Origin of the sequence: Gottfriedia sp. OAE603 (assembly GCF_040543965.1) — a bacterium.
Taxonomy (GTDB): domain Bacteria; phylum Bacillota; class Bacilli; order Bacillales; family Bacillaceae_G; genus Gottfriedia; species Gottfriedia solisilvae.
Genome location: NZ_JBEUNN010000001.1, coordinates 2,722,978 through 2,747,959, shown reverse-complemented (window position 1 = coordinate 2,747,959; position 24,982 = coordinate 2,722,978). Strand labels below are relative to the sequence as shown.

Annotated in this window: 30 protein-coding genes; 20 read left to right on the top strand and 10 right to left on the bottom strand. The window is 32.0% G+C overall.

Annotation, left to right across the window (positions count from 1 at the left end):
* Positions 1 to 16: 16 nt before the first annotated feature.
* A complete protein-coding gene (locus ABID96_RS14095; RefSeq protein ID WP_192602583.1) occupies positions 17 to 259 on the bottom strand; it encodes a DUF2626 domain-containing protein in 243 nt (80 codons plus the stop codon).
* A 338-nt stretch (positions 260 to 597) separates the two neighbouring features.
* On the opposite strand from ABID96_RS14095, the gene ABID96_RS14090 reads away from it, so the two are divergent.
* From ABID96_RS14090 to ABID96_RS14040, 11 genes are all read left to right on the top strand, one after another.
* The gene (locus ABID96_RS14090) at positions 598 to 1,260 is read left to right on the top strand and encodes a GntR family transcriptional regulator (RefSeq protein WP_192602582.1); all 663 of its coding nucleotides are present in this window, start codon (positions 598 to 600) and stop codon (positions 1,258 to 1,260) included.
* A 305-nt stretch (positions 1,261 to 1,565) separates the two neighbouring features.
* Positions 1,566 to 2,627: a competence type IV pilus ATPase ComGA gene (gene comGA, locus ABID96_RS14085; protein WP_192602581.1), complete on the top strand. Its 1,062-nt coding sequence runs from the start codon at positions 1,566 to 1,568 to the stop codon at positions 2,625 to 2,627.
* Complete coding sequence (gene comGB, locus ABID96_RS14080; RefSeq protein ID WP_192602580.1) at positions 2,620 to 3,663, top strand: competence type IV pilus assembly protein ComGB; 1,044 nt, start codon at positions 2,620 to 2,622, stop codon at positions 3,661 to 3,663. Before comGA ends, comGB begins: the two co-directional genes overlap by 8 nt.
* A gap of 10 nt (positions 3,664 to 3,673) precedes the next feature.
* Entirely contained in the window at positions 3,674 to 3,970 is a 297-nt protein-coding gene (gene comGC / locus ABID96_RS14075; protein WP_192602579.1) for a competence type IV pilus major pilin ComGC, read from the top strand.
* Positions 3,936 to 4,409, top strand: coding sequence for a competence type IV pilus minor pilin ComGD (gene comGD / locus ABID96_RS14070; protein WP_192602578.1), 474 nt, complete (start codon positions 3,936 to 3,938; stop codon positions 4,407 to 4,409). Before comGC ends, comGD begins: the two co-directional genes overlap by 35 nt.
* Positions 4,396 to 4,728 (top strand): hypothetical protein, encoded by a 333-nt coding sequence (locus ABID96_RS14065; RefSeq protein ID WP_192602577.1) that lies wholly within the window; start codon positions 4,396 to 4,398, stop codon positions 4,726 to 4,728. The genes comGD and ABID96_RS14065 overlap by 14 nt, the downstream gene beginning before the upstream one ends.
* Positions 4,709 to 5,143, top strand: coding sequence for a competence type IV pilus minor pilin ComGF (gene comGF, locus ABID96_RS14060; RefSeq protein WP_192602576.1), 435 nt, complete (start codon positions 4,709 to 4,711; stop codon positions 5,141 to 5,143). Before ABID96_RS14065 ends, comGF begins: the two co-directional genes overlap by 20 nt.
* A complete protein-coding gene (locus ABID96_RS14055; protein ID WP_192602575.1) occupies positions 5,112 to 5,513 on the top strand; it encodes a hypothetical protein in 402 nt (133 codons plus the stop codon). Before comGF ends, ABID96_RS14055 begins: the two co-directional genes overlap by 32 nt.
* 13 nt (positions 5,514 to 5,526) lie before the next feature.
* A complete protein-coding gene (locus ABID96_RS14050) occupies positions 5,527 to 6,030 on the top strand; it encodes a shikimate kinase (protein ID WP_192602574.1) in 504 nt (167 codons plus the stop codon).
* Positions 6,031 to 6,072: 42 nt separating this feature from the next.
* Entirely contained in the window at positions 6,073 to 6,276 is a 204-nt protein-coding gene (locus tag ABID96_RS14045; protein ID WP_087998941.1) for a YqzE family protein, read from the top strand.
* 493 nt (positions 6,277 to 6,769) lie between these two features.
* Positions 6,770 to 6,919, top strand: coding sequence for a hypothetical protein (locus tag ABID96_RS14040; RefSeq protein WP_192602573.1), 150 nt, complete (start codon positions 6,770 to 6,772; stop codon positions 6,917 to 6,919).
* A 119-nt stretch (positions 6,920 to 7,038) separates the two neighbouring features.
* Here the strand turns inward: ABID96_RS14040 and ABID96_RS14035 are convergent, their stop codons facing one another.
* Positions 7,039 to 7,494 (bottom strand): DUF805 domain-containing protein, encoded by a 456-nt coding sequence (locus tag ABID96_RS14035; protein WP_192602572.1) that lies wholly within the window; start codon positions 7,492 to 7,494, stop codon positions 7,039 to 7,041.
* 533 nt (positions 7,495 to 8,027) lie between these two features.
* On the opposite strand from ABID96_RS14035, the gene ABID96_RS14030 reads away from it, so the two are divergent.
* Entirely contained in the window at positions 8,028 to 8,837 is an 810-nt protein-coding gene (locus ABID96_RS14030) for a class I SAM-dependent methyltransferase (RefSeq protein WP_192602571.1), read from the top strand.
* Between the two features lie 215 nt (positions 8,838 to 9,052).
* Here the strand turns inward: ABID96_RS14030 and ABID96_RS20815 are convergent, their stop codons facing one another.
* Positions 9,053 to 9,589, bottom strand: coding sequence for a hypothetical protein (locus ABID96_RS20815; RefSeq protein ID WP_192602570.1), 537 nt, complete (start codon positions 9,587 to 9,589; stop codon positions 9,053 to 9,055).
* Between the two features lie 229 nt (positions 9,590 to 9,818).
* Here ABID96_RS20815 and ABID96_RS14020 point away from each other — a divergent pair, with 229 nt between their 5' ends.
* Both ABID96_RS14020 and ABID96_RS20810 read left to right on the top strand, forming a co-directional pair.
* The gene (locus tag ABID96_RS14020; protein ID WP_192602569.1) at positions 9,819 to 10,001 is read left to right on the top strand and encodes a hypothetical protein; all 183 of its coding nucleotides are present in this window, start codon (positions 9,819 to 9,821) and stop codon (positions 9,999 to 10,001) included.
* 459 nt (positions 10,002 to 10,460) lie between these two features.
* Entirely contained in the window at positions 10,461 to 10,580 is a 120-nt protein-coding gene (locus ABID96_RS20810; RefSeq protein ID WP_483301363.1) for a hypothetical protein, read from the top strand.
* Between the two features lie 202 nt (positions 10,581 to 10,782).
* On the opposite strand, the gene ABID96_RS14015 is transcribed toward ABID96_RS20810, so the two are convergent.
* Positions 10,783 to 11,589, bottom strand: coding sequence for a YqhG family protein (locus ABID96_RS14015; protein ID WP_192602567.1), 807 nt, complete (start codon positions 11,587 to 11,589; stop codon positions 10,783 to 10,785).
* Positions 11,576 to 13,261, bottom strand: coding sequence for a DEAD/DEAH box helicase (locus ABID96_RS14010; protein WP_192602566.1), 1,686 nt, complete (start codon positions 13,259 to 13,261; stop codon positions 11,576 to 11,578). The genes ABID96_RS14015 and ABID96_RS14010 overlap by 14 nt, the downstream gene beginning before the upstream one ends.
* Before the next feature lie 356 nt (positions 13,262 to 13,617).
* Here ABID96_RS14010 and gcvT point away from each other — a divergent pair, with 356 nt between their 5' ends.
* Genes gcvT through gcvPB form a run of 3 tightly spaced genes read left to right on the top strand, consistent with a single transcriptional unit; the run spans position 13,618 to position 17,562 of the window.
* Positions 13,618 to 14,721 carry a glycine cleavage system aminomethyltransferase GcvT gene (gene gcvT, locus ABID96_RS14005; protein WP_192602565.1) on the top strand — a complete coding sequence of 368 codons (1,104 nt, stop codon included), beginning with the start codon at positions 13,618 to 13,620 and terminating at the stop codon, positions 14,719 to 14,721.
* Positions 14,722 to 14,747: 26 nt separating this feature from the next.
* Positions 14,748 to 16,133 carry an aminomethyl-transferring glycine dehydrogenase subunit GcvPA gene (gene gcvPA, locus ABID96_RS14000; protein WP_377896906.1) on the top strand — a complete coding sequence of 462 codons (1,386 nt, stop codon included), beginning with the start codon at positions 14,748 to 14,750 and terminating at the stop codon, positions 16,131 to 16,133.
* Positions 16,105 to 17,562 (top strand): aminomethyl-transferring glycine dehydrogenase subunit GcvPB, encoded by a 1,458-nt coding sequence (gene gcvPB, locus ABID96_RS13995; RefSeq protein WP_192602564.1) that lies wholly within the window; start codon positions 16,105 to 16,107, stop codon positions 17,560 to 17,562. Before gcvPA ends, gcvPB begins: the two co-directional genes overlap by 29 nt.
* A gap of 32 nt (positions 17,563 to 17,594) precedes the next feature.
* On the opposite strand, the gene ABID96_RS13990 is transcribed toward gcvPB, so the two are convergent.
* Positions 17,595 to 18,089 carry an immunoglobulin-like domain-containing protein gene (locus ABID96_RS13990; protein WP_192602563.1) on the bottom strand — a complete coding sequence of 165 codons (495 nt, stop codon included), beginning with the start codon at positions 18,087 to 18,089 and terminating at the stop codon, positions 17,595 to 17,597.
* A gap of 257 nt (positions 18,090 to 18,346) precedes the next feature.
* On the opposite strand from ABID96_RS13990, the gene ABID96_RS13985 reads away from it, so the two are divergent.
* The 3 genes from ABID96_RS13985 to ABID96_RS13975 all read left to right on the top strand — a co-directional run bounded on the left by ABID96_RS13985 (position 18,347) and on the right by ABID96_RS13975 (position 21,485).
* Positions 18,347 to 19,711 carry an aspartate kinase gene (locus ABID96_RS13985; RefSeq protein WP_192602562.1) on the top strand — a complete coding sequence of 455 codons (1,365 nt, stop codon included), beginning with the start codon at positions 18,347 to 18,349 and terminating at the stop codon, positions 19,709 to 19,711.
* A gap of 74 nt (positions 19,712 to 19,785) precedes the next feature.
* Positions 19,786 to 20,286 (top strand): Lrp/AsnC family transcriptional regulator, encoded by a 501-nt coding sequence (locus ABID96_RS13980; RefSeq protein ID WP_192602561.1) that lies wholly within the window; start codon positions 19,786 to 19,788, stop codon positions 20,284 to 20,286.
* Positions 20,283 to 21,485 carry an aminotransferase gene (locus tag ABID96_RS13975; protein WP_192602560.1) on the top strand — a complete coding sequence of 401 codons (1,203 nt, stop codon included), beginning with the start codon at positions 20,283 to 20,285 and terminating at the stop codon, positions 21,483 to 21,485. The genes ABID96_RS13980 and ABID96_RS13975 overlap by 4 nt, the downstream gene beginning before the upstream one ends.
* Before the next feature lie 52 nt (positions 21,486 to 21,537).
* Here the strand turns inward: ABID96_RS13975 and ABID96_RS13970 are convergent, their stop codons facing one another.
* From ABID96_RS13970 to ABID96_RS13955, 4 genes are read right to left on the bottom strand one after another with little or no spacing between them, the layout of a single operon-like run.
* The gene (locus ABID96_RS13970; RefSeq protein WP_192602559.1) at positions 21,538 to 22,290 is read right to left on the bottom strand and encodes a sirohydrochlorin chelatase; all 753 of its coding nucleotides are present in this window, start codon (positions 22,288 to 22,290) and stop codon (positions 21,538 to 21,540) included.
* Between the two features lie 24 nt (positions 22,291 to 22,314).
* Positions 22,315 to 23,097, bottom strand: coding sequence for a uroporphyrinogen-III C-methyltransferase (gene cobA, locus ABID96_RS13965; protein WP_192603150.1), 783 nt, complete (start codon positions 23,095 to 23,097; stop codon positions 22,315 to 22,317).
* A gap of 19 nt (positions 23,098 to 23,116) precedes the next feature.
* Entirely contained in the window at positions 23,117 to 23,335 is a 219-nt protein-coding gene (locus ABID96_RS13960; RefSeq protein WP_087999549.1) for a DUF3906 family protein, read from the bottom strand.
* A gap of 16 nt (positions 23,336 to 23,351) precedes the next feature.
* Entirely contained in the window at positions 23,352 to 24,974 is a 1,623-nt protein-coding gene (locus tag ABID96_RS13955; protein WP_192602558.1) for a nitrite/sulfite reductase, read from the bottom strand.
* Positions 24,975 to 24,982: the final 8 nt, after the last annotated feature.

Here is a 24,982-nt window from a genome sequence, read left to right as displayed (position 1 = left end):
TGACTGGTTTTATTTATTACTCACCAAAGCTTGGTACTAATAAGAAAGTACTATAATATGTAAATCCTACAAAGAACACAGTTAAGTATGCGCCAAAGATATAGATGTACATACGCTCAGAAAGCTTTAGATAGCCTAATACTACGAAAAATGCTGTTTGTACTGCAAAAATTAATGCAGCAGCAGTCATATGACCAATTAAGAACATTACCGCAAATATAGCTGTCCAGAATCCTAGAACGCGAAACATACGATCCATTCTAAATCCCCCCATAAATAATTTCTACCCATTCATTATTATAAAATAAGAAAGTTACAATTGTAAACAACGTATTACTACAATTGTCGAATGTATTTAGAAGTAAATAATATTCTTATCTGTATTATTTTCGTTCATTTGTAAAATTCTATACATATTGGTATCAGAAAAAGTCATTTGATTAAAAAAATAAATTAGAGGCATTTGATATAATGTCTAGACTACTAGCGTAAATTTTTTGGTGAAAGCTCCATTTTCTTCATATCTCTATGATATAATACGATATAAAGATAAAAGAATATTTAATTAAGTTGTTATTTTTTGAATGGGGTATAATAATGAATATAGAAAAAGAGTATTCTCAAGCAGAAAAAGCTTATGAAATTTTAGAAAACATGATCGTATCGTTAGAATTAGAACCTGGCCAAATCATCACAGAAAATGAAATAAGTAAAAAACTAAATATTGGACGAATGCCAATAAGAGAAGCATTAAAAAAATTAGAGTCTGTAAATATGGTTGTCATTTTACCTAGAAAAGGCATCATGGTTAAAGAAATTACAGTTGAGGAAATGTTACAGCAGTTAGAAGTACGAAGAGTACTTGAAAAACTTATCGTCGAACGTGCGACAAAGTTTATGAATGAAGAAGAGAAAAAAAGACTTTTAGAAATAGCTGATGCATTTGAAAAAGCAACAATTGAAAAAAATGCATTAGATTCAGTACAATACGACTGCATGTTTAATAGCTTAATTAGTAAAGCATCAAGAAATCCGTATGCTGCAAATGCAATTACACCTTTGCATGTTTCAGCTAGAAGATTTTATTATTTCAACTATCATATTGATGAAGGGTTAACAAAGGTAATTAATATGGCGCATATTGAATTGATTAGAATTATGGTTACTGGCGATGTGGAAAAAGCTTTAAAACAGCTGCAAGTTTTATTTGAATGTACAAAAAGATCAACAGATTTAAGATTAAACATGTTTCTTAACTAATTAATTTAACAATGAATTTGTACTGTTTGTGCTAATTCATTGTTTTTTATTTTGCCAAATTACAATTAGAATATTTCTATAAACATGATCACTAGTATGCTACTTTTTCTGAGATATTCCTACTTGGATTTAACTATTTAAATTGTGATTTTCAAATTTTATCCTAAATTATTTTAATAAGTAACTTTAACTGATTAAAATATCTGTAGTAAAAATAAGTTTTCTTATTAAATTTCCAATTTTAACGATTTGTGTCATTTAGCTATTTCAATTTATAATCTGTTTAATTGAAAGGAGAATGTTAAATGAACTCAGTTGAACAAATTGTAGAAGAACTTTTAAAAAAAGCTTGTCACTTTGGTGCATCCGATATCCATTTGTTACCTAAGTATTCAAATGTCGAAGTGTTATTTCGTATAGATGGGGATATCAAATTAATTCAACGAATTGATCGCGAAAAAGCAAAAAGAATGATTATGCATTTAAAATTTCTTGGTAGTATGGATATTGGCGAAAAAAGAATTCCTCAAACCGGCATCCTTGTTGTGAATATTAATAACATCATATTATCTCTTCGTTTAGCAACCTTACCTTCTATTTCTGATGAATCAATGGTAATTAGAATTCATCCCCAACAAAAAATAACACCAATAGAAAAACTCTCATTATTTCCTTCAACTACTAGAAAACTTCTATCACTTCTTCATCACTCTCACGGACTTATGCTCTTTACTGGACCAACAGGTTGTGGAAAAACAACGACACTTTATTCCCTTTTACATGCAGCGAGAAAGGATTTTACTAGAAATATTATTACAATTGAAGATCCAGTTGAACGTAAATCTGAGGAATACTTTCAAGTGCAGATCAATGAAAAAGCCGGACTAACATACTCATCGGGTTTAAAAGCGATTTTACGATCTGATCCTGATATTGTGATGGTTGGAGAAATTAGAGATGAAGAGACGGCTAAAATTGCAGTTAGGGCTGCTTTAACTGGTCATCTAGTTTTGACAACGATTCATTCTAAGAATACAAAAGGTGCTTTATATCGGATGATAGAACTTGGTATCCCGAAAGAAGAATTGTTTCAATCAATAGTAGCAATTGTTTCTCAACGATTAGTACAAATAAAGTGTCGTTTCTGTGAGAATGAATGCCAACCAAATTGCTTGGCAAACCGCAAAAATAGGAGATTAGGAGTTTACGAGCTATTGTACGGGCAAGCTTTAAATGCTGTAACGAATGAAATAAAGGGTCATCATGAGGAGTATAAAATATCTACAATTAACGATGAAATAATTAAAGGTTATGCACTTGGTTATATAGACTATAAATCATTAGATAGAAGCTTACTTTATGGTTAACAGAATTTCAAAAAAGAATTTCTCATTGGTAGAACAGGCTCGGCTCCTAAAAATACTAGGTGAATTAATACAAAAAGGCTATCCATTGATACAGGCTATTGAATTTTTATCTATACAATTTCCAACTTCATTTCGAAATACAATTCTTAGTGCTAGGCATTTATTGATAAATGGACATTCGTTTATTGAATTTGCAAAATCAATGAGGTTACATCCAGATGTAATTGTATATTTGTACTTTGCAGAAAAACATGGAGATCTATCGTTTGCTCTTAGAGAAGGCAGTTTTATGTTATTGAAAAAAATTCAACATAGAGCATACTTACGAAAAGTAATGGGGTATCCGATCTGTCTTTTACTGTTTTTACTTTTCATTCTCATCATTTTTCAATTATTTATTATCCCTCAATATGAAATGCTATTTTCAACATTCCAAACAGATCATCATTCATTCTCCTATATATACCTTCAAATCATTAAACGTTTACCAATCACTGTTTGTATAATTTTTGTAATCGGTTTGATTCTTTTCATATCATATTTTCTATCATTAAAAAAATTAAATCCAATAAGCCAAATGGAGAAATTAATTAGAGTCCCCTTATTTAAACAATTCCTACTTGCAATAAACACCTATGAATTTTCAATGCAATTAAGTGTTCTATTACATGCAGGCTTTTCAATTGCAGAAGCATTAAAGATTATGCAAAACAATGATAGTAGAACTTTCATCAAAACAAAATCAAAATTTTTATATAATCAAATTCGAAATGGTGAAGTATTACAAAGAATTCTAATGAATGATCAAACATTCCATCGGGATTTAATTTTAGTAATAGATCACGGAATGAATAACAGTACACTAGCTATAGAGCTTGGAGATTATGCCGATTATTTAAAAACGTCATTGGAAGAACACTTCCATCGCTCACTTCGATTTATACAACCTATTATTTTTATATTTATAGCCTCGAGCATTTTATCAATTTATGTGGCAATTTTATTTCCGATGTTTCAATTAATGAATAGTTTTTAGGAGGGAAGAAATGGATGAAAAGGGATTTACTCTAATAGAAATGCTTGTTGTTTTATTAATCATTTCTATCTTGTTATTACTAGTGATTCCGAATATCGGTAAACAACAAGATTCGATTCAGACAAAAGGCTGTTCTGCATTACAAAAAATGGTGCAATCAAGCGTAGAAGCATATCGATTAGAAAATGAAAAATTACCAGAAAGCTTACAAGTATTAAAGGACGAGGGTTATATAACAACTTATAAATGTAAAAATAATTCAGACTTAACTTATGAAAAAAATTCTGGCATTGTATCTATACCTTAAAAACTTTCAAAAAAACGCAGATGGTTTTACTCTTGTAGAGTTGTTAGTAGTCCTTTCCATTATAATGTTGTTAATGGTATTTCCAATCATTCAAGTTAAAAAAATAGAAGAGGAACAAAAACTCATCTTATTTTTACAAATGCTACAAAATGATATTTTTCTTGCGCAAAGAAATGCTGCAGTTCATCAGCTCCCCACAAGAATTATCTTTTCTAATGGAAGTTATATCATCGAAGACAACTTACTGAATCCTCCTATTTTGAAGCGAACATTTGATTCAGAGCTAATCATTACCTATTTATCACTTAAAGCCCCATTAAGATTTAACCTAGATGGAAATATTTCGACTTCAGGAACAATTTCTATCACGTATAAAAATAGTAAATATATCGTTACGTTTTATTTAGGAAGTGGTCGATTTTCATATGTTAAAAAATGAAAGAGGATTTTCATTTTATGAGGCAATTATTTCATTAAATATATTAGTTATTTTTTGTGTGATCATCGTACCTTCAATCACACTTTTATTACAAAAAAAGGAGCAAGCAATCAAGATGAAAAATGCAGAAGATATATTAACTGATTCTGTACATTCTTATTATCTAAATAGAGAAGAATTTAATACAAATGCGATCATACGAAACGGTGTTTTCTTTACAATAAATGTAAATCAAACAATACATGCAGAAAGGGAGATTTGTGTTAGTTGGTATGGACGCTCAAATGAAAGTGAGATCTGTGAGGACATTTCAGAATGAAAAAGGTTTTACCTTAATCGAATCGTTATTATCGTTAGTAATATTCATGGTGATCATTTCTATCACTACTTCAAGTTTAAGTGCATTTGTTAAGCAAAATCATAAAAAGGGTTCATTAAATCAGTTAGAATGGGATAATTTTATTAATGAAATTCAAGAAGAAGCTAATACAAGTAGTAAGCAAACGGTTTATTCAGAATTGCTCATTTTTGAAAATTCATATGAAGTACCAAGTAGTTATCAAAAATATGGTGGCATCGTTAGAAGACAAGTACTCGGAGTTGGCCATGAAATTGTTTTACAAAATATAAGTAAGATTATATTTAAAAAAAATGGAAAACATCAAATAACTGTTAAGGTAGTTGATTTAAATGGTAATATTTTTGAAAAAAATATACGACTATTTATCAATTGAAAAAAAGTTAAATGAAAGTGGAGTTTATTTACCTTATACGGTGTTAATTGTAAATTTACTAATCGTATTTTTTCTCATACAAATTGATATTATTCATTCTTATAACTCATTCATCCAACTGAGTCGTACCCATAATAAACTAGAACGTACGTATGCCCATGCTATTTATGATTTGAAAGTTGGAAATATTCCACTTCAATCTAATGTTGTAAAGTATTATAATGATACAAAAATTGTATGGGATATTAAAGCGACAACTAGTGATGAGTTTTTCATTAAACTAACTAGTAGTAATTCGAGAATTAAAAAGCATGTAGTACAATTTAAATATAAAAAAAGTGTAAATCAAATATCAGGCTGGATTGATTAAGTTGGAGGAGAATATGAAATCAATTTATTTAGTAGGATTTATGGGTTGTGGCAAAACATCGGTTGGTAAAATAATAGCAAAAGCATTGAATTGTCATTTCATTGATCTAGATGAAGAGATCGTTTCACATACAGGTAAAAGTATACCAACCATATTCGAAGAAAAGGGTGAAAATGGTTTTCGTATAATTGAGTCCGAAGTTTTAAAAAAGGTATCGAGTGATAGTTCAATTATTTCAACAGGCGGTGGAATTGTTACCTGTCCCGAAAATATTGTATTCATGAAACAAAATGGAATTATATTCTATTTAGAATCAACTATTGAAACGTTATATAAAAGAATTCATCAGGATTCAAATCGCCCGAACGCTGTAAACCGATCATTAGTAGAGTTAAAAAATTTATTCATAAGTAGAAAATCATTTTATGAAAAAGCTGATTTCACCATTTCAGTTACTGAAAAGTCACCAAAGGATGTTTCTGTGGAAATCATTAACTGTTTAAATTCACTTCGATGAGGAGATAGTAGAAGTAAGTGAATAGAAAGCTAGGTGATTAGTTTGAAGACTAATGATTATGTTAAATATATGACTGAGCAGTTTATGAATTATATCGATCAACCAAAAGAAAAGCGTGAAATGATGAAACATGAAAAGGAAGAAAATAAAGAATCTTTTTCAACTAATATGTTCGGCATGCTTCCATTGAGTTTTGCACTATACATGAAGAAAATTCAAAGTAGAAAAAATAAGAAGAGTATGTAAAAAAGCTGATTTCTAGGTTAATTAAAATGCTAAATACAAAGTATAAAAACTAAGAAAATTAGAAGACTGAATCTTATATGATTTGGTCTTTTTAATTTTGAATTTATATTAATTATATTAATGAAGTATAATGCTGATTTTCCTATTCACCTATTCATTTTTTAGGGAGGTAGATTTTTTAAAAACACTAGTAAAAAGTCTTGCAAGATAAATAATATTCCCTTCAGGAACCTAAATATGATATCATCGAGAACGTAATGTTTATTAGCATTAAAGATTGTCTTAATATTTTAAACCTTATTTAACGAACAATTAGACCTTTAGAAGAGAGCTGAACAAACAAGAAATAAAATTATTAAGGCTTATGCAGAGTTGCAGAGTGTCGAGGCATTTTATTTTGATTTTAGTAATGAAATGAATAACATTTGGCGATGAATTATATTATATTTGTTGAATAGATTCTCTTTAAAGTCAAGAAAAGTAGGTGAACAAAGTGGGAAAATATCAATTGGATTACAAAGGTCAGTTAGCTGTGACAAAGTTTCATGAAAAACAAACGCCTGCCAAAGTTGATAAAAAGCAGCAACTTGAAAAAATGCGTGCGGAGTATTTGAAAAAGAAGCAAAAACAAACAGATAAATAATTTGAATGAAAACATAGGAAGACTAAAATCTCCCTATGTTTTCAAAAAAAGTAAGGGTATCACAATGAGTTGAAAAACTTAAAGGTAAACTAGCATACGCATAATAACTATCTTACTCGTTAGATTATCATAGGGTCATTGGCTTTCGGATTTTTTCCATATTTATTCTCTGCAGCTTGGCTATCGGTACATGTCCATACCAACATTAAAATCCCATACGAAATACAAAGTACAAAAAATATAGTCAATCCAACCCCGTTTCCTATTAAAAAATCCATTGATTCTGTAATCCCCATCCCAACAAGTAATATTGGAATTAAAAGGACTGTAGGAAGCACTACCCACCAACCACTTTTACCAATATCATGTAGTCTTCTTGTTGTGACTGCTAAAGTTGGTAATGCTGTAACAAGTGCATAGATATTTGAACTTATATCTGTGTTAAACGGTAACTCTATTAATGAAATAAAAATGGAGATCAACGTAGTAACTAGTGTGAACATCCAATATTCTTTTCGCCTTGCTCTCCCTTTAAAATTCACATAATTCTTCAAAACTTTCAAATACCAATACATAATTTAGCCACCTTTCTGTAAGTAGATTCTTTTTGATACCTTTAATGACCTTAAATAAAAAAACTCTCTCCAAGTGGAGTGAGTTTCTTGTTTCATTACGCATGAAACCAAATCCATCTGTTCAAAAAGCAAAAGAACTACTACTTTTAATATTGTATACTTTTTTTCACAATAGTCCAAGGTGGTTATATCTAGGGATTTATACAAAAATAGGAGAATAAAAAAAGGTAAATTCCCCTATGGAAACATTGATACATCAATGTTTTTAAAATTGTACATACAAGAGAAAAATCAACTTGTCTTTCAGTGAGCTAAATGATGAGGTGGTTTGTTATTTCACAATAATTGGGTATGAACCTAGATAATTTTAATATTTATTAATTAATCTAACACATGCGTTAGTTAAACAAGATGATCGACTATTTAGTTAGTCGATTTTTTTATTGATCTAACTAGTAGTTTGGTTTAAGAAGGATAGAAATGGTTTTATGTAGAATTGAAATTAAATCAATGAAAATAGTAGGTGGAATTTTATGAGCAAAATAATAAGTTATTATAATCAGTTTGATGAGTGGGGAAGGCTTGAACGTGAACCGATTGAGTTCCAAGTTAACTGGCATTTTATAAAAAAATATTTGCCTAAAACAGGATGTATACTTGATAATGGCGCTGGACCTGGAAAATACTCAATGGAGCTTGCTAAAGAAGGTTTTAAGGTAACTTTAACCGATTTAACACCAAAACTAGTTGAAATTGCAAAAAATAAAGCTAAAGAATTTCAATTAGAAGGACAATTTGATGGTTTTTATACTGCTGATGCGAGAGAGCTTAATATGATCAAAGATGAACACTTTGATGCAACATTAATGCTTGGTCCTATGTATCATTTACAGAAAGAAAATGACCGTATTCAGGCGGTTCAAGAGTTAAATAGAGTGACAAAAAAGAACGGACTTGTTTTTGTTGCTTTTATGCCTAGAATCAGACACATATTTAATTCACTCTTATCTCCAAATAATTGGAAGCCAAACGATAAAGTTGATTCTATTCTTCAATTTTCTCAATCTGGTTGTTTCAATCACGCAGATGAGGGACGTTTTACAGGCGCATATTATTTTAATATTGAAGACATCAATCCTTTTATGGAAACGCAAGGATTTGAAAGTGTGGATTTAATTGGTTCAAATGTAGGAGCTATTTTAAACAATGATAGTTGGAATTATTGGAGAGACAAAGGTGATACTGAGGTTGAAAAAATTATTAACTTGATTAAAGAAAATGCAACAGACCCTTATATCCTTGGGATTTCCTCTCACCTGCTATACATTGGCAAGAAAAAGTAAAACTAACAATAATTCAAATTCTAATTCAACTAACGTATACATTAGTTCAACAATGATGGGCTACTTCAGTAGTCCATTTTTTATTATGCTAAATTGAAATTTAGTTGAATAAGAAAATGGTTAATAAAGTAGATAAGAAGTAAAAGAACCCTGTTCTTTAGAAGAATAGGGCTCTTTTATGGTAGGGGGAGACCAAACGTTAAATACTAGTTAATTTATTTCTTCCAAGGAGTTTCAGTTTTATGCTCGATGACGTGTACGACTTTTGGTTCAATATTTTTTTTCATTTGCTCCATTTGATCCTCATTATTTCCAACCTGGATTTGTGCCTGTGTATTTGCAATGGTATCAATTACTTGTTGTTTAGAAACATTTTTAGCAGTTGCAATTTCAACTACAGTTTTTCCTGTCGCTAATTCCTGTTTTAATTCTTGTGCGTTTAATTTTAATATGGAAAATAATTTTTCATCGTTTAAAAAGTAATCTGCAGTATAATCCGGTTGACCATTTGTTGAAAAAAAGCCTTCAACTTTCATATTCGAAGGTGTAGGTTTACTTTTTAATACCGATTGTATTTCTTTAGAGGTAGGTGCTTTTACTGGTGTTTTTACTATTTTATTTTGTTTAATAGATAGTTCAGTTTTTACTGATTCGTTTTTTTCCATTTGAGCAGCGTATGTAGTCCCTGCTCCTACTAATAATGCTGTTGAGATTCCCACTACAGTGAATAATTTTGTTTTATGCTTTACCATTTTAAAACCTCTTTTCATAGTTATATTGGGTGTTACAGTTACAAGGATAATCAGATTATGTAAAGATGAAATGAAGATGAGATAAAGTTGAAATGAAACTTTCCTTATATAAATAACGTAAGAGTTAGTTCAATACTCGATTTCGGGTTTGAATATGAAAAAGAAGATAATTTTAATAAAAATAAAATGGTGTAATTTAACAAATGGAGAAATTCGGAGGATCTTTTTTATGATTACATTTATTATTCTTGTAATATCACTTATTGTGTTAGCTTATGCGTTTTTTAGAACTGATTGGATTCAAACACAAATTATGGCTAGGACAATGAAGTCAGCTGAATATGATTCACGTACAGTCAATAAACGTGTTAGGGGAAGTAATTATTGCTCAAATTGTCATTGTAACTTTTAATAACTTAACATGATAAATTTTCATCTAACTAACGCTCAGCGTTAATTCAACAACGTTGGGCTACTTGGTAGTCCTTTTTTATTGATTTTGAGCTCTTTACAAGAATACTTGGAAGAAATCAAGATGCTCTAATTGATTTCATTGATTTATATTCCTATAGTCATCATTGTTTGTAAAATGAATCCGGAAGACTGGAGTGTTTGGATGTTGGTAATCTTATTTTCACAGTCCGCTATTTTTTCCGTTTGGGATTATGTTAAAAAAGAAGAAATAATAAGACACATTACAACAATCGCATGGGTTAGTTAGATAAGATATTTAAAAATTAATAGAGGTGTTTTATATTTTAAAAATTACAGGAACATCATCATCTATATATTTATAGTTTGAAGGTAAAATAGTTAAAATATCTGGTCTGGTGAATTATTAGTAAACGGGTTTGTTGCATAAGTTGACTCAATCAAAAATTGGGAGCCACCCTACGAATATATGGAAATTAGTGAAGAAATAAAAGAAAGAATTATAAGTGCTGTAATTCATCAAACTAAGAATTCTGATTTTAAGATAGAATTTGAATAACGTTTAAAGATTTGTTGTTCATCTTACGCAAGCGTTATTTGCATAAAGAAAAGCAAGACCACTTTTTTGTGGTCTTTTCATTTGCTCAAAAATCAACATTTAAATTAAACAGTGACTAAAATATAAAAAGAAGGGGTTGTTTTATTGTCAAATAGACTCATGAGACAATCCCTTCTTTTCTTGTAATGAATTGGTTACTTATTTATGCCAATCGATTCATCGTATTTGGTGAGAGATAAAATAAGCCGCCATTGATACAATCGACGTGAATGACAGGTTCGTATAATTCCTTTAATGCGTTATATTCAACATGATAGTTTTCAGGTTTTTCCTCGTCATCTTTATAAAATTGATTTAGCAATTCCAAATCATGTTTCCACCTATTTTTTGCTTCCTCTGCCCAAGTTTCATCTTCTTCTTGAATTTTACTTCTGAGTAATTGTTCCATTCTGTTTAAACCACTTATTGGTTTTATAATTGGTGACATCGAGTAACAAAAGTCTGGAATTTTTGAACTGAATGGAATTTTTTCAAGTTTTGAGTGAAAGTTTTCAATAATTGTTCCTGAGATTAAATGAATTCCGTAAGAGTATAAATAATCTTTCTTATGGTCACATGTAAAAGATACTTGGTAATTTACAGCTAACCAAGGATGAAGTGCAATTTGTTGTCCCATAGGTGCTTTCGTATTTTCGTATAATCTGATTGATTGACCAAGCTCATTTACAATTGAGAATATTTGATGAAGTCGTGGAGAACCAAAGTGGATTTGTTCTCCCTTTATATCTTCAGGTACATTTTCACTGTCCGTAATAAATGTTAATTTCATTGGATTTGGAATACCACCTGTTTTCTCTAAATAATGCCAATAGAAAGGGCGATTCATGAGCTTTTTATCCATTTCAACCGTTAATTGAATTTCTAAATATGTCGGTGTTTTTTTGACAAGTTCACATTCATTATTTATAAAAAAGTATTCTATAAAGTCATGTATTTCACTTTGCTGCATACTGATCACCTGCTTGTTTATGTTGCTGTAATTGGATAATGGAAGTTAGATTCTCCATTTTTATTTTTATTTCTCCTTCAGTACTTGAATTCAAGAATATTTCGTTCATATGTGCTTCAAAATCTTTGTAAGGAATTCTAGTTAGAATATCATCTAGCTCACCAATTACTCGCTCAAATAAATGGATTTTTTCATATAGTAATCGTAAAATATGTTCTTCTATTGATCCGACAGTTGCAAAATTATAAATACATACGTCTTCTGTTTGACCAAGTCGATGAATACGACCAATTCGTTGTTCTAGTCTCATCGGATTCCAAGGTAAGTCGTAATTTATCATATTGGAACAAAATTGTAAGTTAATCCCTTCGCCACCAGCTTCTGTGGCAATTAGAACTTGTACTCTATTTTTAAATAGTTCCTTCATCCAATCTTTTTTACCTCTTTTAAAGCCTCCGCGAAATGGTACAGAAGTAATGCCATTTTGTTTTAGTAACCATTGTAAATACAATTGAGTCGCCCGATATTCAGTAAAAATAATCACTTTATCATCGATTTTCTTGATTAGTTCAATTACTTTATTTGCTTTTGAATTTGAAGTGATTTGATTGATTTGATGAAATATTTTTTCGATATATGGATCATTTACTTCAATATTTTCTTTTTCAAATCTTTGAAGCATTTTTTTTAGGGATACATAAACTGCTTCTCGGCTACTACAAGCTTCTCGTTTAAATGTTAAAAATGAAAAAGCAGAGTTAACTCCTGTATATTGGGATTTTTGCCATTCTTCAATTAAATCATATAATTTTTGTTCTTCTTCATTGAAATTGATTAGGACTGTTTCAACTTTTCGTTTTGTCCACTCAATTCCTGTGTCTTGTCTTCGGTTTCGAACCATAACTTTTCCGATTAATTCACGGAGTAAGTCTTCATGCTCTAAAGAGCGGTTTTTAGCAGAAAAATATTCTTCAAAACTTGTTTTATTTCCGAGATGTCCAGGTTTTAATAAGGAAACGAGATGGAAAATCTCTTCAATTCTATTTTGAACAGGTGTAGCCGTTAGTAATAGACAATATTTTTTCTTCAAATGCTGAACAAACTCATAGTTTTTTGTTTTATTGTTTTTTAGTTTATGAGCTTCATCGATAATTATTAGATCATAGTTTATGTCTAATATTTTTTCACGATGTGGTGCACGTTTAGCAGTATCAATGGAAGAAACGACTACATCACAGTTATCCCAAACATAGTTTTTCTTCTGTTGAGCAATGGCAGGTATATGAAACTTAGTGTTTAATTCAAATGTCCACTGTGATACTAGTGAAGCGGGTACTAGTATTAATACTTTATTCACTAAACCTCTAATCATATATTCTTTTAAGATCAAGCCTGCTTCAACTGTTTTTCCTAACCCAACTTCATCTGCAAGTATTGCTTTACCATTCATTTTTTCAATGACTGTTGTAGCAACCTCTAATTGATGTGGTAATGGTGTTAAATTAGGCAAATGAGATGGTGCGATCATACCCGTAAATGATGGGACTGCTAGCTTTGTACTCGTATGATAGGCGAGCTTATAGTTTTCCCAATTTGACCAAGGTCCATCATTCTCAAGCTTTTCTAAGAACTCATTTTGCCATTCTGTATGGAATTTAATCTCTATTGACATTTTTTTCTCACCTATTTCATTTTATTATTGGTAAATAATGAACATTATAGTAAAATAGATTGTGTAACGTTCGTAATTTTCTTTTGATAAAATTTCACTTCGTTATTGATGAAAACTGTCGTTTAGTGTTAGGATAAGAGTGTAGAAAAAAGAAAATTCTTATAAGTTTTATTAAATCAAAGAATTAGATTCTTTTGATTTAACAGTAAACTAATATTGTTTAATAATAATTTTTTGTTTTCTACTAGTTTTTCCGAAAAAAGACAAATTATGTAAATTATTTAATTGTTTAGCTGGACGAACTATTAATTTAGTTTTCCTTCATGCTAGCATGTAGATAAGGGGGAGAAGACTACATGACGACTTTATTACGTACACCTTTGTATGAAGAGTACAAAGTTTTAGGTGGTAAAACAATTGATTTTGGTGGCTGGGAGCTACCAGTGCAATTCTCGAGCATTAAAGAAGAACATGAAGCTGTTCGAACAGCGGCTGGTTTATTCGATGTTTCTCATATGGGAGAAATTGAAGTAACTGGTAAAGATAGTCTTAAATATTTACAAAAAATGATGACAAATGATGTTTCAAAGCTAAAAGAAGAAGGTGCATTATATAGTGCAATGTGCTATGAAGATGCTGGAACTGTAGATGATTTACTAATCTATAAATTTAGCGATGATCATTATTTATTAGTTGTCAATGCGTCTAATATCGAAAAAGATTTTGAATGGTTACACTCACACGTTGAAGGTGATGTAAAAGTTGTAAACAAAAGTGATGAAATTGCTCAATTGGCACTACAAGGTCCAAAGGCAGTTGAAATTTTACAACGACTTACATCAATTAATGTTTCCGAAATTAAATATTTTACTTTTAAAAATAATGTCCAAATTAGTGATGTAGAAGCATTAGTTTCACGTACTGGATACACAGGTGAAGATGGTTTTGAACTTTACTGTGCAGCTGTTGATGCTGCTAAGCTTTGGAATATTCTACTTGAAGCTGGTAAAGAAGACGGATTAAAACCTTGTGGATTAGGTTCACGTGATACACTGCGCTTTGAAGCAACGTTAGCACTATATGGACAAGAACTTTCAAAAGATATCACTCCACTTGAAGCAGGAATTGGCTTTGCTGTGAAGTTAAATAAAGAAGAGGATTTCTTCGGTAAAGAAGTTCTGAAAAATCAAAAAGAACAAGGCGTTCCTCGTAAATTAGTAGGAATCGAAATGATTGATAAAGGAATTCCAAGATATCATTATCCTGTATATAAGGATGGCGAGTGTATTGGAGAAGTAACAAGTGGTACACAATCTCCAACATTAAAACGTAATATTGGACTTGCGTTACTTAAAACAGAATATTCAAGCTTAGGTACTGAAATTGAAGTTGAAATTAGAAATAAAAAATTAAAAGCGGTTGTAGTTTCTACACCATTTTATAAAAGAGAGAAGAAGTAACTAGGGGGAGAAAGGGGATTACCTTAATGCATCGTTATTTACCAATGACAGAGCAAGACCGTCAAGAGATGTTAAAAACAGTTGGTGTTTCTTCAGTTGATGAACTATTTAGTGATATTCCTGAAAATGTGCGTTTTAATGGATTACTAAATATTAAAAAAGCAAAATCTGAATCTGATTTATTACAAGAGCTTAGTGGATTAGCTAATAAAAATGCGAATTTAAGAGAATATGTATCATTCTTAGGTGCTGGAGTATATGATCACTACCTACCTACAGTTGTTGATCATGTAATTTCTCGTTCAGAGTTTTATACTGCATACACTCCATATCAACCTGAAATCTCACAAGGTGAGCTTCAAGCAATTTTTGAATTCCAAACAATGATTTGTGAATTAACTGGAATGGATGTTGCAAACTCTTCTATGTATGATGGAGGAACTTCTCTTGCAGAAGCGACTACTTTAGCAGCCGGTCATACTGGTAAAAAACGAATTTTAGTATCAAAAGCTGTTCATCCGCAGTCGCGTGAAGTTATTTTATCTTATGCTAAAGGTCAACACTTAGAGGTTGTTGAAATTGGTTTGAAAGATGGAAAAACTGATATCGAAGAGCTGAAAAATGAAATGAACGATCACGTAGCTTGTGTTGTTGTTCAATACCCTAACTTCTATGGACAAATAGAGGCATTAGATGAAATTGAACCAGTTGCTCATACTGGAAAAAGCTTATTTGTTGTATCAAGTAATCCATTAGCATTAGCTGCATTAACTCCTCCAGGTGAATTTGGTGCTGATATTGTTGCAGGAGATGCTCAAACATTTGGTATCCCTACTCAATTTGGTGGACCACACTGTGGTTATTTTGCTACTACTACAAAATTAATGCGTAAAATGCCTGGTCGTTTAGTTGGACAGACAGTTGATGGTGAAGGCCGTCGTGGTTTTGTATTAACACTTCAAGCACGTGAACAACATATCCGTCGTGATAAAGCGACTTCGAATATTTGTTCAAACCAAGCTTTGAATGCATTAGCAGCTTCAGTTGCAATGACAGCACTTGGTAAATATGGTGCAGTTGAAATGGCAACACAAAACATCCAACGCACTCAATATATGAAAAAGAAATTAGCTGAAAGTGGCATTTCTGTTGTTTTTGAAGGTGCTGCATTTAACGAGCTAGTAATTGATGTAAAACAAAATGTGTCAGAAATTAATAAAGAATTATTTACAAAGAAAATTATCGGTGGTTACGATTTAGCGAAAGTTGAACCTGCTATGGAAAATCATATGTTAATCGCTGTAACAGAACTACGTTCTAAACAACATATTGATACATTTGTAGAAGAGCTAGCATTATTAGTAGACGGAAAGGGGATGCAACATGCTGAAGGATCAACCGTTAGTTTTTGAGATGAGTAAAGAAGGTCGTATTGCTTATAGTCTTCCAGTAATGGATGTTGAAGACATTAATATAGAAGATGTTATTCCAGCGACTTATATTCGAAAAGAAAAAGCGAACTTACCAGAAGTATCTGAATTAGACTTAATGCGTCATTATACAGCACTTTCTAAGAGAAATCATGGCGTTGATTCTGGTTTCTATCCATTAGGTTCTTGTACGATGAAATATAATCCAAAAATTAATGAAGCTGTTGCTCGAATGAACGGGTTTGCTCATATTCACCCATTGCAAGATACGTATACTGTTCAAGGTGCTCTTGAGTTAATGCACGAGCTTCAACAAGAATTAAAAGAAATCACAGGTATGGATGAAGTTACGCTTCAACCAGCAGCTGGTGCTCATGGAGAGTGGACGGGATTAATGATTATCCGTGCTTATCATGAAAGCCGTGGAGATTTCAACCGTACAAAGGTAATCGTACCTGACTCAGCACATGGTACAAATCCAGCTTCTGCAACTGTTGCGGGATTTGAAACAATAACAGTTAAATCAAATGAAAAAGGTTTAGTAGACTTAGACGATTTACGTCGTGTAGTTGATGGAAATGTAGCAGCATTAATGCTTACAAATCCAAATACACTAGGTCTTTTTGAAGAAGACATTTATGAAATTGCAGAGATTATCCATGAAGCAGGCGGTAAAGTTTATTATGACGGCGCAAACCTAAACGCTGTATTAAGTAAAGCTCGTCCTGGCGATATGGGATTTGACGTAGTACATTTAAATCTTCATAAAACTTTCACTGGTCCGCACGGTGGTGGCGGTCCTGGTTCAGGTCCTGTTGGAGTAAAAGCAGATTTAATTCCATATTTACCTGCACCAATCGTTGAAAAAGTTGGAGATGAGTATGTTTTAAATTCTGATCGTCCAGAAACAATTGGTCGAGTTAAACCTTTCTACGGAAACTTCGGAATAAATGTAAGAGCATACACTTATATTCGTTCAATGGGTCCAGAAGGATTAAAACAAGTAACAGAAGATGCAGTATTAAATGCAAACTATATGATGCGTCGTTTAGAGCCGTACTTTGATCTACCATTCGATCGTCATTGTAAGCATGAGTTCGTAATGAGTGGCAAACGTCAAAAGAAACTGGGCGTACGTACATTAGATATCGCAAAACGTCTATTAGACTTTGGATATCACCCACCAACAATCTACTTCCCATTAAACGTGGAAGAATGTATTATGATTGAACCAACTGAAACAGAATCGAAAGAAACATTAGACTCATTCATTGATACAATGATTGCGATTGCGAAAGAAGCTGAAGAAAATCCAGAAATCGTTCAAGAGGCTCCACACACAACAGTAGTAAGTCGTCTTGATGAGACATTAGCTGCTCGTAAGCCTGTATTACGTTATCAAAAAGCATAAATAAAAAAGTTCCCTTTTTAAGGGAACTTTTTTTATTTTAATTGAAATATAGAAGATAATTTAATTTTTTTCCCAGTACCCTTACCTATAGAAAACTCTTTTACAATACGGAAATAACCAGGGTGTATATTATATTTTAAATTATCTGTATCTAATCCAATTTCACTACTATCTGACTTCCCTTTATCTAAAATTATGCCGATCATAGTAAAAGCTATATTATCTTGAAAAGGAATTTTTCTCCATTTATCTTCTTGAAAAACTTCTAGTTCATAGGGTGTTCCGTAAAGAATTGAATCTCCATAATTCTTTATAATAAGGGGAATATGTTTCGTTTTTTTATCAAATGAAGTTGGTTCAATCTTCATCTCAAATCGAATAGTTTCATCTTTAAAATGATCAGGTATATCATTATGCTTTGATTGCTTGAATGAAGTGAATTTTTGATCATCTTTTATATGATGATCTTTATTACAAGCCGACAAACTAAATAGGAATATGACAATAAATAAAAATATTTTTTTCATAATTTCTTTTCCTCTCTTCATTCCTATTTTTTCATATATAAATGTAACTTCGTTAAAAAGAGAGCCGATTCCTTCTTAATGAATAGAAGTGATATTAAAGAGTAATGTACTTCTTTTCTTCCTTAATAAATGATAGATTAAAAAATTCTATTTTAACATACTATATTTTTCCAATAAATTATTGATTTTTTTTTAGATTAGAGGGATAATTGTAGCATTATTTAACAGAAAATTAACATAATTGGGAGACGTTAAGAATGAAAATCGCAAAATTTGGTGGTTCATCATTAGCCACTTGGGAACAAATTGAAAAAGTTTTTCAGATTGTGGTTTCAGATAAAGAACGTAAAATTATTGTGGTTTCAGCACCTGGAAAAAGATATCCAGATGATATTAAAATAACTGATCTCTTAATTACTTGTGGGAGAAAATCAATCAATGGTGAAGACTATTCGATGGAATATAGTCAGATCATTGAAAGATATTCTGAAATCGCAAATGGTTTGTGTTTGTCATCTGACATAATTGATGAGATTTCATTAAATATAGAAGGTGCTCTATCTGGTTCAAAGGAAAATCATGCAAAATATATGGATGCTGTAATGGCGTGTGGTGAAGATAATTGTGCTAGGTTAGTAGCGAACTATTTTCAAATGAAAGAAATTGACGCAGAATATATCAATCCAAAAGATGCTGGTTTATTTGTAACTAATGAACCTGGTCATGCACAAGTCTTACCAAAAAGTTATCTTTTGTTACATGAACTTCGCAATAAAAAAGGTATAGTCATTTTTCCTGGTTTCTTCGGGTATTCAGAAGATGGAGACATTGTCACTTTTTCAAGAAGTGGTTCAGATATTACTGGTTCTGTAATTGCCAATGGAGTTAAAGCTAGTTTATATGAAAATTTTACAGATGTGGATGCAGTGTATTCAGTGAATCCTTCTATCATTCAAGAGCCAAAAGAGATTAAAGAATTAACGTATCGTGAAATGAGGGAGTTATCTTACGCTGGTTTCAATGTATTCCATGACGAAGCACTAATTCCTGCTTTTCAAGCGGGCATTCCGGTTAATATTAAAAATACAAACAATCCAACTGCTCCCGGGACAGTTATTGTAAAAGAAAGAAAGTTAACGAATGGTCCATTAGTTGGCGTAGCCAGTGACAATGGATTTTGTAGTATTTATATAAGTAAGTATTTAATGAATAGAGAAGTTGGGTTTGGACGTAAAATCTTACAAATCTTAGAAGACTTTCATATATCATATGAACACCAACCAAGTGGAATAGATGATATTTCAATTATTATTAGACAAAATCAATTAACAACTACGATGGAAAATCAAATTATCAACCGTATTCAGGACGAACTTCATGTTGATCATGTGGTTATTGAAAGAGATCTTGCTTTAATCATGTTAGTTGGTGAAGGAATGCGTCATAATGTTGGGACTACGGCACGCGCCAGTAAAGCTCTTGCAAATGCAAGCATCAATATAGAAATGATTAATCAAGGGTCTTCTGAAGTTAGTATGATGTTTGGTGTAAAAGCAAGTGACGAGAAAAAAGCAGTACAAGTAATTTATGAAGAATTCTTCCCAAAAGTGTCATCTAAGTAAAATATTTAAATATAGATGAAGAGTATAAAACAACAGCAGAAATTCCATGATTAAATGGAATGCATAAGGAGCTTATGAAAATGACAGATAAAGAAATTCAATTACTTCAGTGTATTGAACAAAATGGTCGATTAAGTAATGACGTATTAGCAAAAATGATTCAAGTGTCAGAAGAAGAAGTCGTTGAGATTCTTAAAAAGTTTGAAAACGATCGTGTAATTTTACAATATATTACACTGATTGATTGGGGTAAAGTTCCTGTTCAAGAAAGTATTACGGCAATGATTGATGTAAAAGTAGCTCCAAAAAGAGGAGTAGGCTTTGATGAAATTGCTGAAAAAATATATTTATATCCTGAAGTAAAATCAGTTTATTTAATGTCAGGTACATATGACTTGTCAGTTGTTGTTGAAGGTAAAACAATGACTTCAATTGCTTCATTTGTATCTCAAAAACTATCAACCTTAGAATCAATTTTATCCACTACAACGCACTTTATCTTAAAACGATATAAACATGACAGTATTGTTTATGGACAGAAACAAAATGATAAGCGTATGGTGATCACGCCATGAGTAAATTTACCTTATCTAATACAGTCACAACACTTCAACCTTCGGGGATTCGTAAATTTTTTGATTTAGCTGCTAGCATGGATAATGTTATTTCCTTAGGAGTAGGGGAGCCTGATTTTGTCACGCCTTGGAATGTACGTGAGGCAAGTATTTATTCGTTAGAAACAGGGCATACAGCGTATACTTCAAATGCTGGTTTATTTGAATTACGAGATGAGGTCAGTCGCTATTTCTCAAAGAAATTTGATGTACATTATGATCCGAACGAGGAGCTAATCATCACAGTTGGTGCAAGCCAAGGGATTGATATAGCGTTACGAACGATTTTAAATCCGGGTGATGAAGTGATCGTTATTGATCCTTGCTTCGTATCATATGCACCATTAGTTTCATTAGCAGGTGGTGTGCCTGTTCATTTGGCAACAACTGGTGAAGAAGAGTTTAAAATTAATCTTCAAGCTTTAAGGAAAAAGATAACACCAAAGACAAAAGCAATTTTACTTTGTAATCCTAATAATCCAACTGGTACATTACTTGAAAAAGAATTACTTGAGGATTTAGCAATATTTGTTAAAAAGCATAATTTAATTGTCATTTCTGATGAAATTTATGCAGAGCTTGTTTATGATGGGGAATATACTAGTTTTGCAAAGATAGATGGTATGAGAGATCATACAATTTTAATTTCTGGTTTTTCTAAAACGTTTGCTATGACTGGCTGGCGTTTAGGGATTGTTGCTGCACCTTCAGAAATTATTTCGCATATGCTAAAGGTTCATCAGTATGCGATTATGTGTGCACCAACAATGTCACAACATGCAGCGGTTGAAGCACTTCGTAATGGTGAACATGATGTAGAAGCAATGAGAAGAAGTTATATGCAACGAAGAAATTATCTTGTTTCATCGCTTCAAGAACATGGTTTATCATGTCATTTGCCTGGAGGAGCATTCTATGTTTTCCCATCAATCCAAAATACAGGGTTAACATCTGAGGAATTTGCAGAGCAATTATTGTTAAAAGAAAGAGTTGCGGTTGTCCCGGGAAATGTTTTTGGAGATTGCGGAGAAGGATTTATCCGATGTTCGTATGCTACTTCACTTGAACAGTTAATTGAAGCAACAAAAAGAATAGGGCGTTTTTTACAAACTCTCCCGACGTTTCAACCAGTAAATTTAACGAAAATTGAAAGTAAATAGTCTAAAAGAAAAAGCTCTTGTGTGTTCCATATGGAATAGACAAGAGCTTTTTTCATACATGGGTGAAGGGGTGATTACACTTTGTTTCTATTAATCTTTCTTCAAAAATAGAAGCAATCAAATGGTCATATCCTAGTGTTTCACATACAATCCAATTCTGTTGAATAGAAGCTGTTAGACTGCTAATTTTCTCTGCAATTTCTTTCATCAATGTACCCGAAAAGAATAAATAAGGTACGACGATGATCGGACAATTATTTTCAGTAAGTAGGAGTCTCCAAGCGTCGTCGAAAGAGGGTTTCGACACGGCCATGTAAGCTGGAATGACAGCTCTATTTAATTTAGTTTCAAGTAGTGTTGCGATGTTTAAAAAATCATTTTGCGTAAGTGGGTCGCTACTGCCACGTCCAACTAATAAAATTTTAGAATGAGGATGTACTTTACTCGTTTTTTCATAAATACGTTTCTTCACTAATTCAATCATATTTTGATGAACACCTATTGGATTGCCTATTGTGATTGTAACTTTTGGAAATCGTTTTTGAAATGCTGCTATTTCTGTTGGAATATCGATTTTTGCATGATTGGCTGATAATAGTAGAACAGGGAGGACCGTAATCGAAGTTGCTCCCTGTTGAATACAATTAACTAGTCCCTCATATATAGAGGGTTCTGCTAATTCGATAAAACTAATTTCTTGTATTTGACAATTAATTTGTTTTTGCACTTTTTTAACAAAGTTTATGGCAGAATGGACTGCAGATTGTACGCGACTTCCGTGACAAATATATAAAATAGCATCCATTCTATCACTCCTTACAAGTAGTCATTAAATACTAGAGTAACTTTTTTGTTTTGTTCGTACAATTGAATCTTGTTTAGATTCGAACCATTTTAGTTGATGATGTAAATTTACAACTTCACCAACGACAATCATACTTGGGTTACTTATTTTTTCTCTTTCAGCTACTGATAGTACGTCTATTAATGTACATGTCACAGTTTTCTGTTGTTCTGTTGTACCATAGTGGATGAGAGCTACAGGTGTATCCTGATGTTTTCCATTTGATAAAAGTTGATGACGAATATATGGTAAATTACTTACGCCCATATAGATTGCAAGCGTGTCAATCCCTTTTGCTAATGCTTCCCATTTAACAGTATCATCTTCCTTGCAATGCCCAGTTACAAATGCAAAAGAGCTACTAAAATCACGATGTGTTACTGGGATACCTGCATAAGCCGGTGCTGCTATACCAGATGTAATCCCTGGAACGATTTCGAATGGAACTCCGCGCTCAACAAGATAAGCGGCTTCTTCACCACCTCGCCCAAAAATAAAAGGATCGCCACCTTTTAAACGTACAACATTTTTACCTTTTTTAGCATATTTAACTAAGAAAGCATTAATTGTTTCTTGCTTTAATGCATGGTAGTTTGGTAGTTTACCTGCGTAGATTAATTCTACTGATTCTTTTGCATACTCTAGCAGTTCTTTATTCACTAAACGGTCATATAAAATGACATCAGCATTTTGAATGCATTTTAGACCTTTTACAGTAATTAGATCAGCATCACCTGGTCCAGCGCCAACTAAATAAACTTTTCCAATCATTCCATACACCTCATCATCATCGTTTACTTAAAACCTCAATATCTAAGACAAAACCACCACTTTGACTAACTCTCTTTTTTTCATACATTAGTAAATCTTTAACGTCAGGTTTTTTTACATAAAATTTCTCAAGCTCGGTATCAACGAGCTTAAATGCTTTTTCATCATCATTTGCTAGAATGACTATCGGTACAGTTCGATTTTCTATTTGCGCCTCAAAACGATATAAAAACATAGGCCACCGACTTTCTTTAAGATGCTTTAACTGTTTCAAGAATTGTCGTTAAATGATTTTGTAATTCCTCAATACCAACTCTGGCTACATAATCTAAGTATGGTTCAGAAGGTAATTTATTCTCTTGAAAATGCTGCAAGAATTTTTCTAAAACAAGATGAAGGGAAGGGGATTCCACTTTTCCTTTTAGTTTTTCGTTTAATTTTCCACCGTTTGCTAAAGTCCCACCTACATAGATCTCAAATGCTTCAACTAATTCTTTATTGTCATTTCGAGCTTTGATACCTTGTAGGCCGATATCAGCGATTGCTCTTTGACCACATGAATTCGGGCAACCAACCATATGAATCCGAACTGGAACATCAAGTGAAACTTTTTCATCTAAGTAAGTAGCAGTATCTTTCATACGAGCTTTTGTTTCTACTAATGCTAGATTGCAATATTCATTCCCTGTACATGCCACAGAATAACCAATGAACTTAGGTGGAATTGGAGTGAATTTTTTTAGTAAAGGTTCTTCAAGTAATTCATTGATATTTGCAGTTGGGATATTTGGTAAAATTAAATTTTGCGAATTACAGTTTCTGATTTCTCCGTTTCCGTATTTCTTTACAATTCTAGCTAACTCGAAAACTTCCTCTGAATGTAATCTTCCAACTGGGATACTTAAACCGACATAGTTTAAACCATCTTGCTTTTGCGGATGTACACCGTAAAAATAACCTGCATTCCAGGACTCATCAAATCCAGTTCCTTTTGTTAAAAGTTCACCTGTATATTCTTGTAGTACATCTTTAAACTTTTCTACTCCCCAATCTGCTACTAAAAACTTTAAACGGGAGTGATGACGTTTTTCACGGTAACCAAAATCTCTAAAGATCGTTGTTACTGCAATTGCTACTTCTTTTACCTGATGTGGTAAAACAAATACATCAAGTGTTTGTGCTAAATGTGGTGCTGCAGATAATCCACCACCAACTTTTAAATGGAAACCAGGTGTTTTAACTCCATCAATTTCTTTGATAGCTGGAACAAATGAAATACAGTTAATCTCAGCATTAGAAGCATTACTAGTATTTGTACTAATTGACATTTTATATTTTCTTGGAAGATTCGAAAAATCTTCATTAAATTGGAAGAATTCATATATTTCTTTTACGATTGGTGTTGTATCGAATAATTCATTCGGATCAATACCAGCCAATGGATTACCAACAATATTTCGTGTTATATCTCCACAAGCACCTGCACTTGAAAGACTAACCTTTTCAAGGCGTGATAATATATCTGGAATCTGTTCAATTGTTAACCAATGAAACTGAATCGCTTGACGAGTTGTAATATCATAAACATCGCGACCGTAATCACGGGCAATTTCAGCTAATACGACTAGTTGATCATGCGTTAAAATACCAGATGGAACATTTACTCGCATCATAAAGTAGCCAGCTTCTTTTGGTTTTTGTAGATAACATCCTGCCCACTTAAATAAATCCCATTGATCTTTTGGGATCGATTCAAAACCATTCTTAGCATAATAAGGAATGTCGTCATAAATTTTTAATCCATCTTTTACTAGCTTCTTTTTTTCAGTTTCGTTTAACTTAGGATTGTCTTTCCAAACTTTTTCAGTACTCATTAACACAT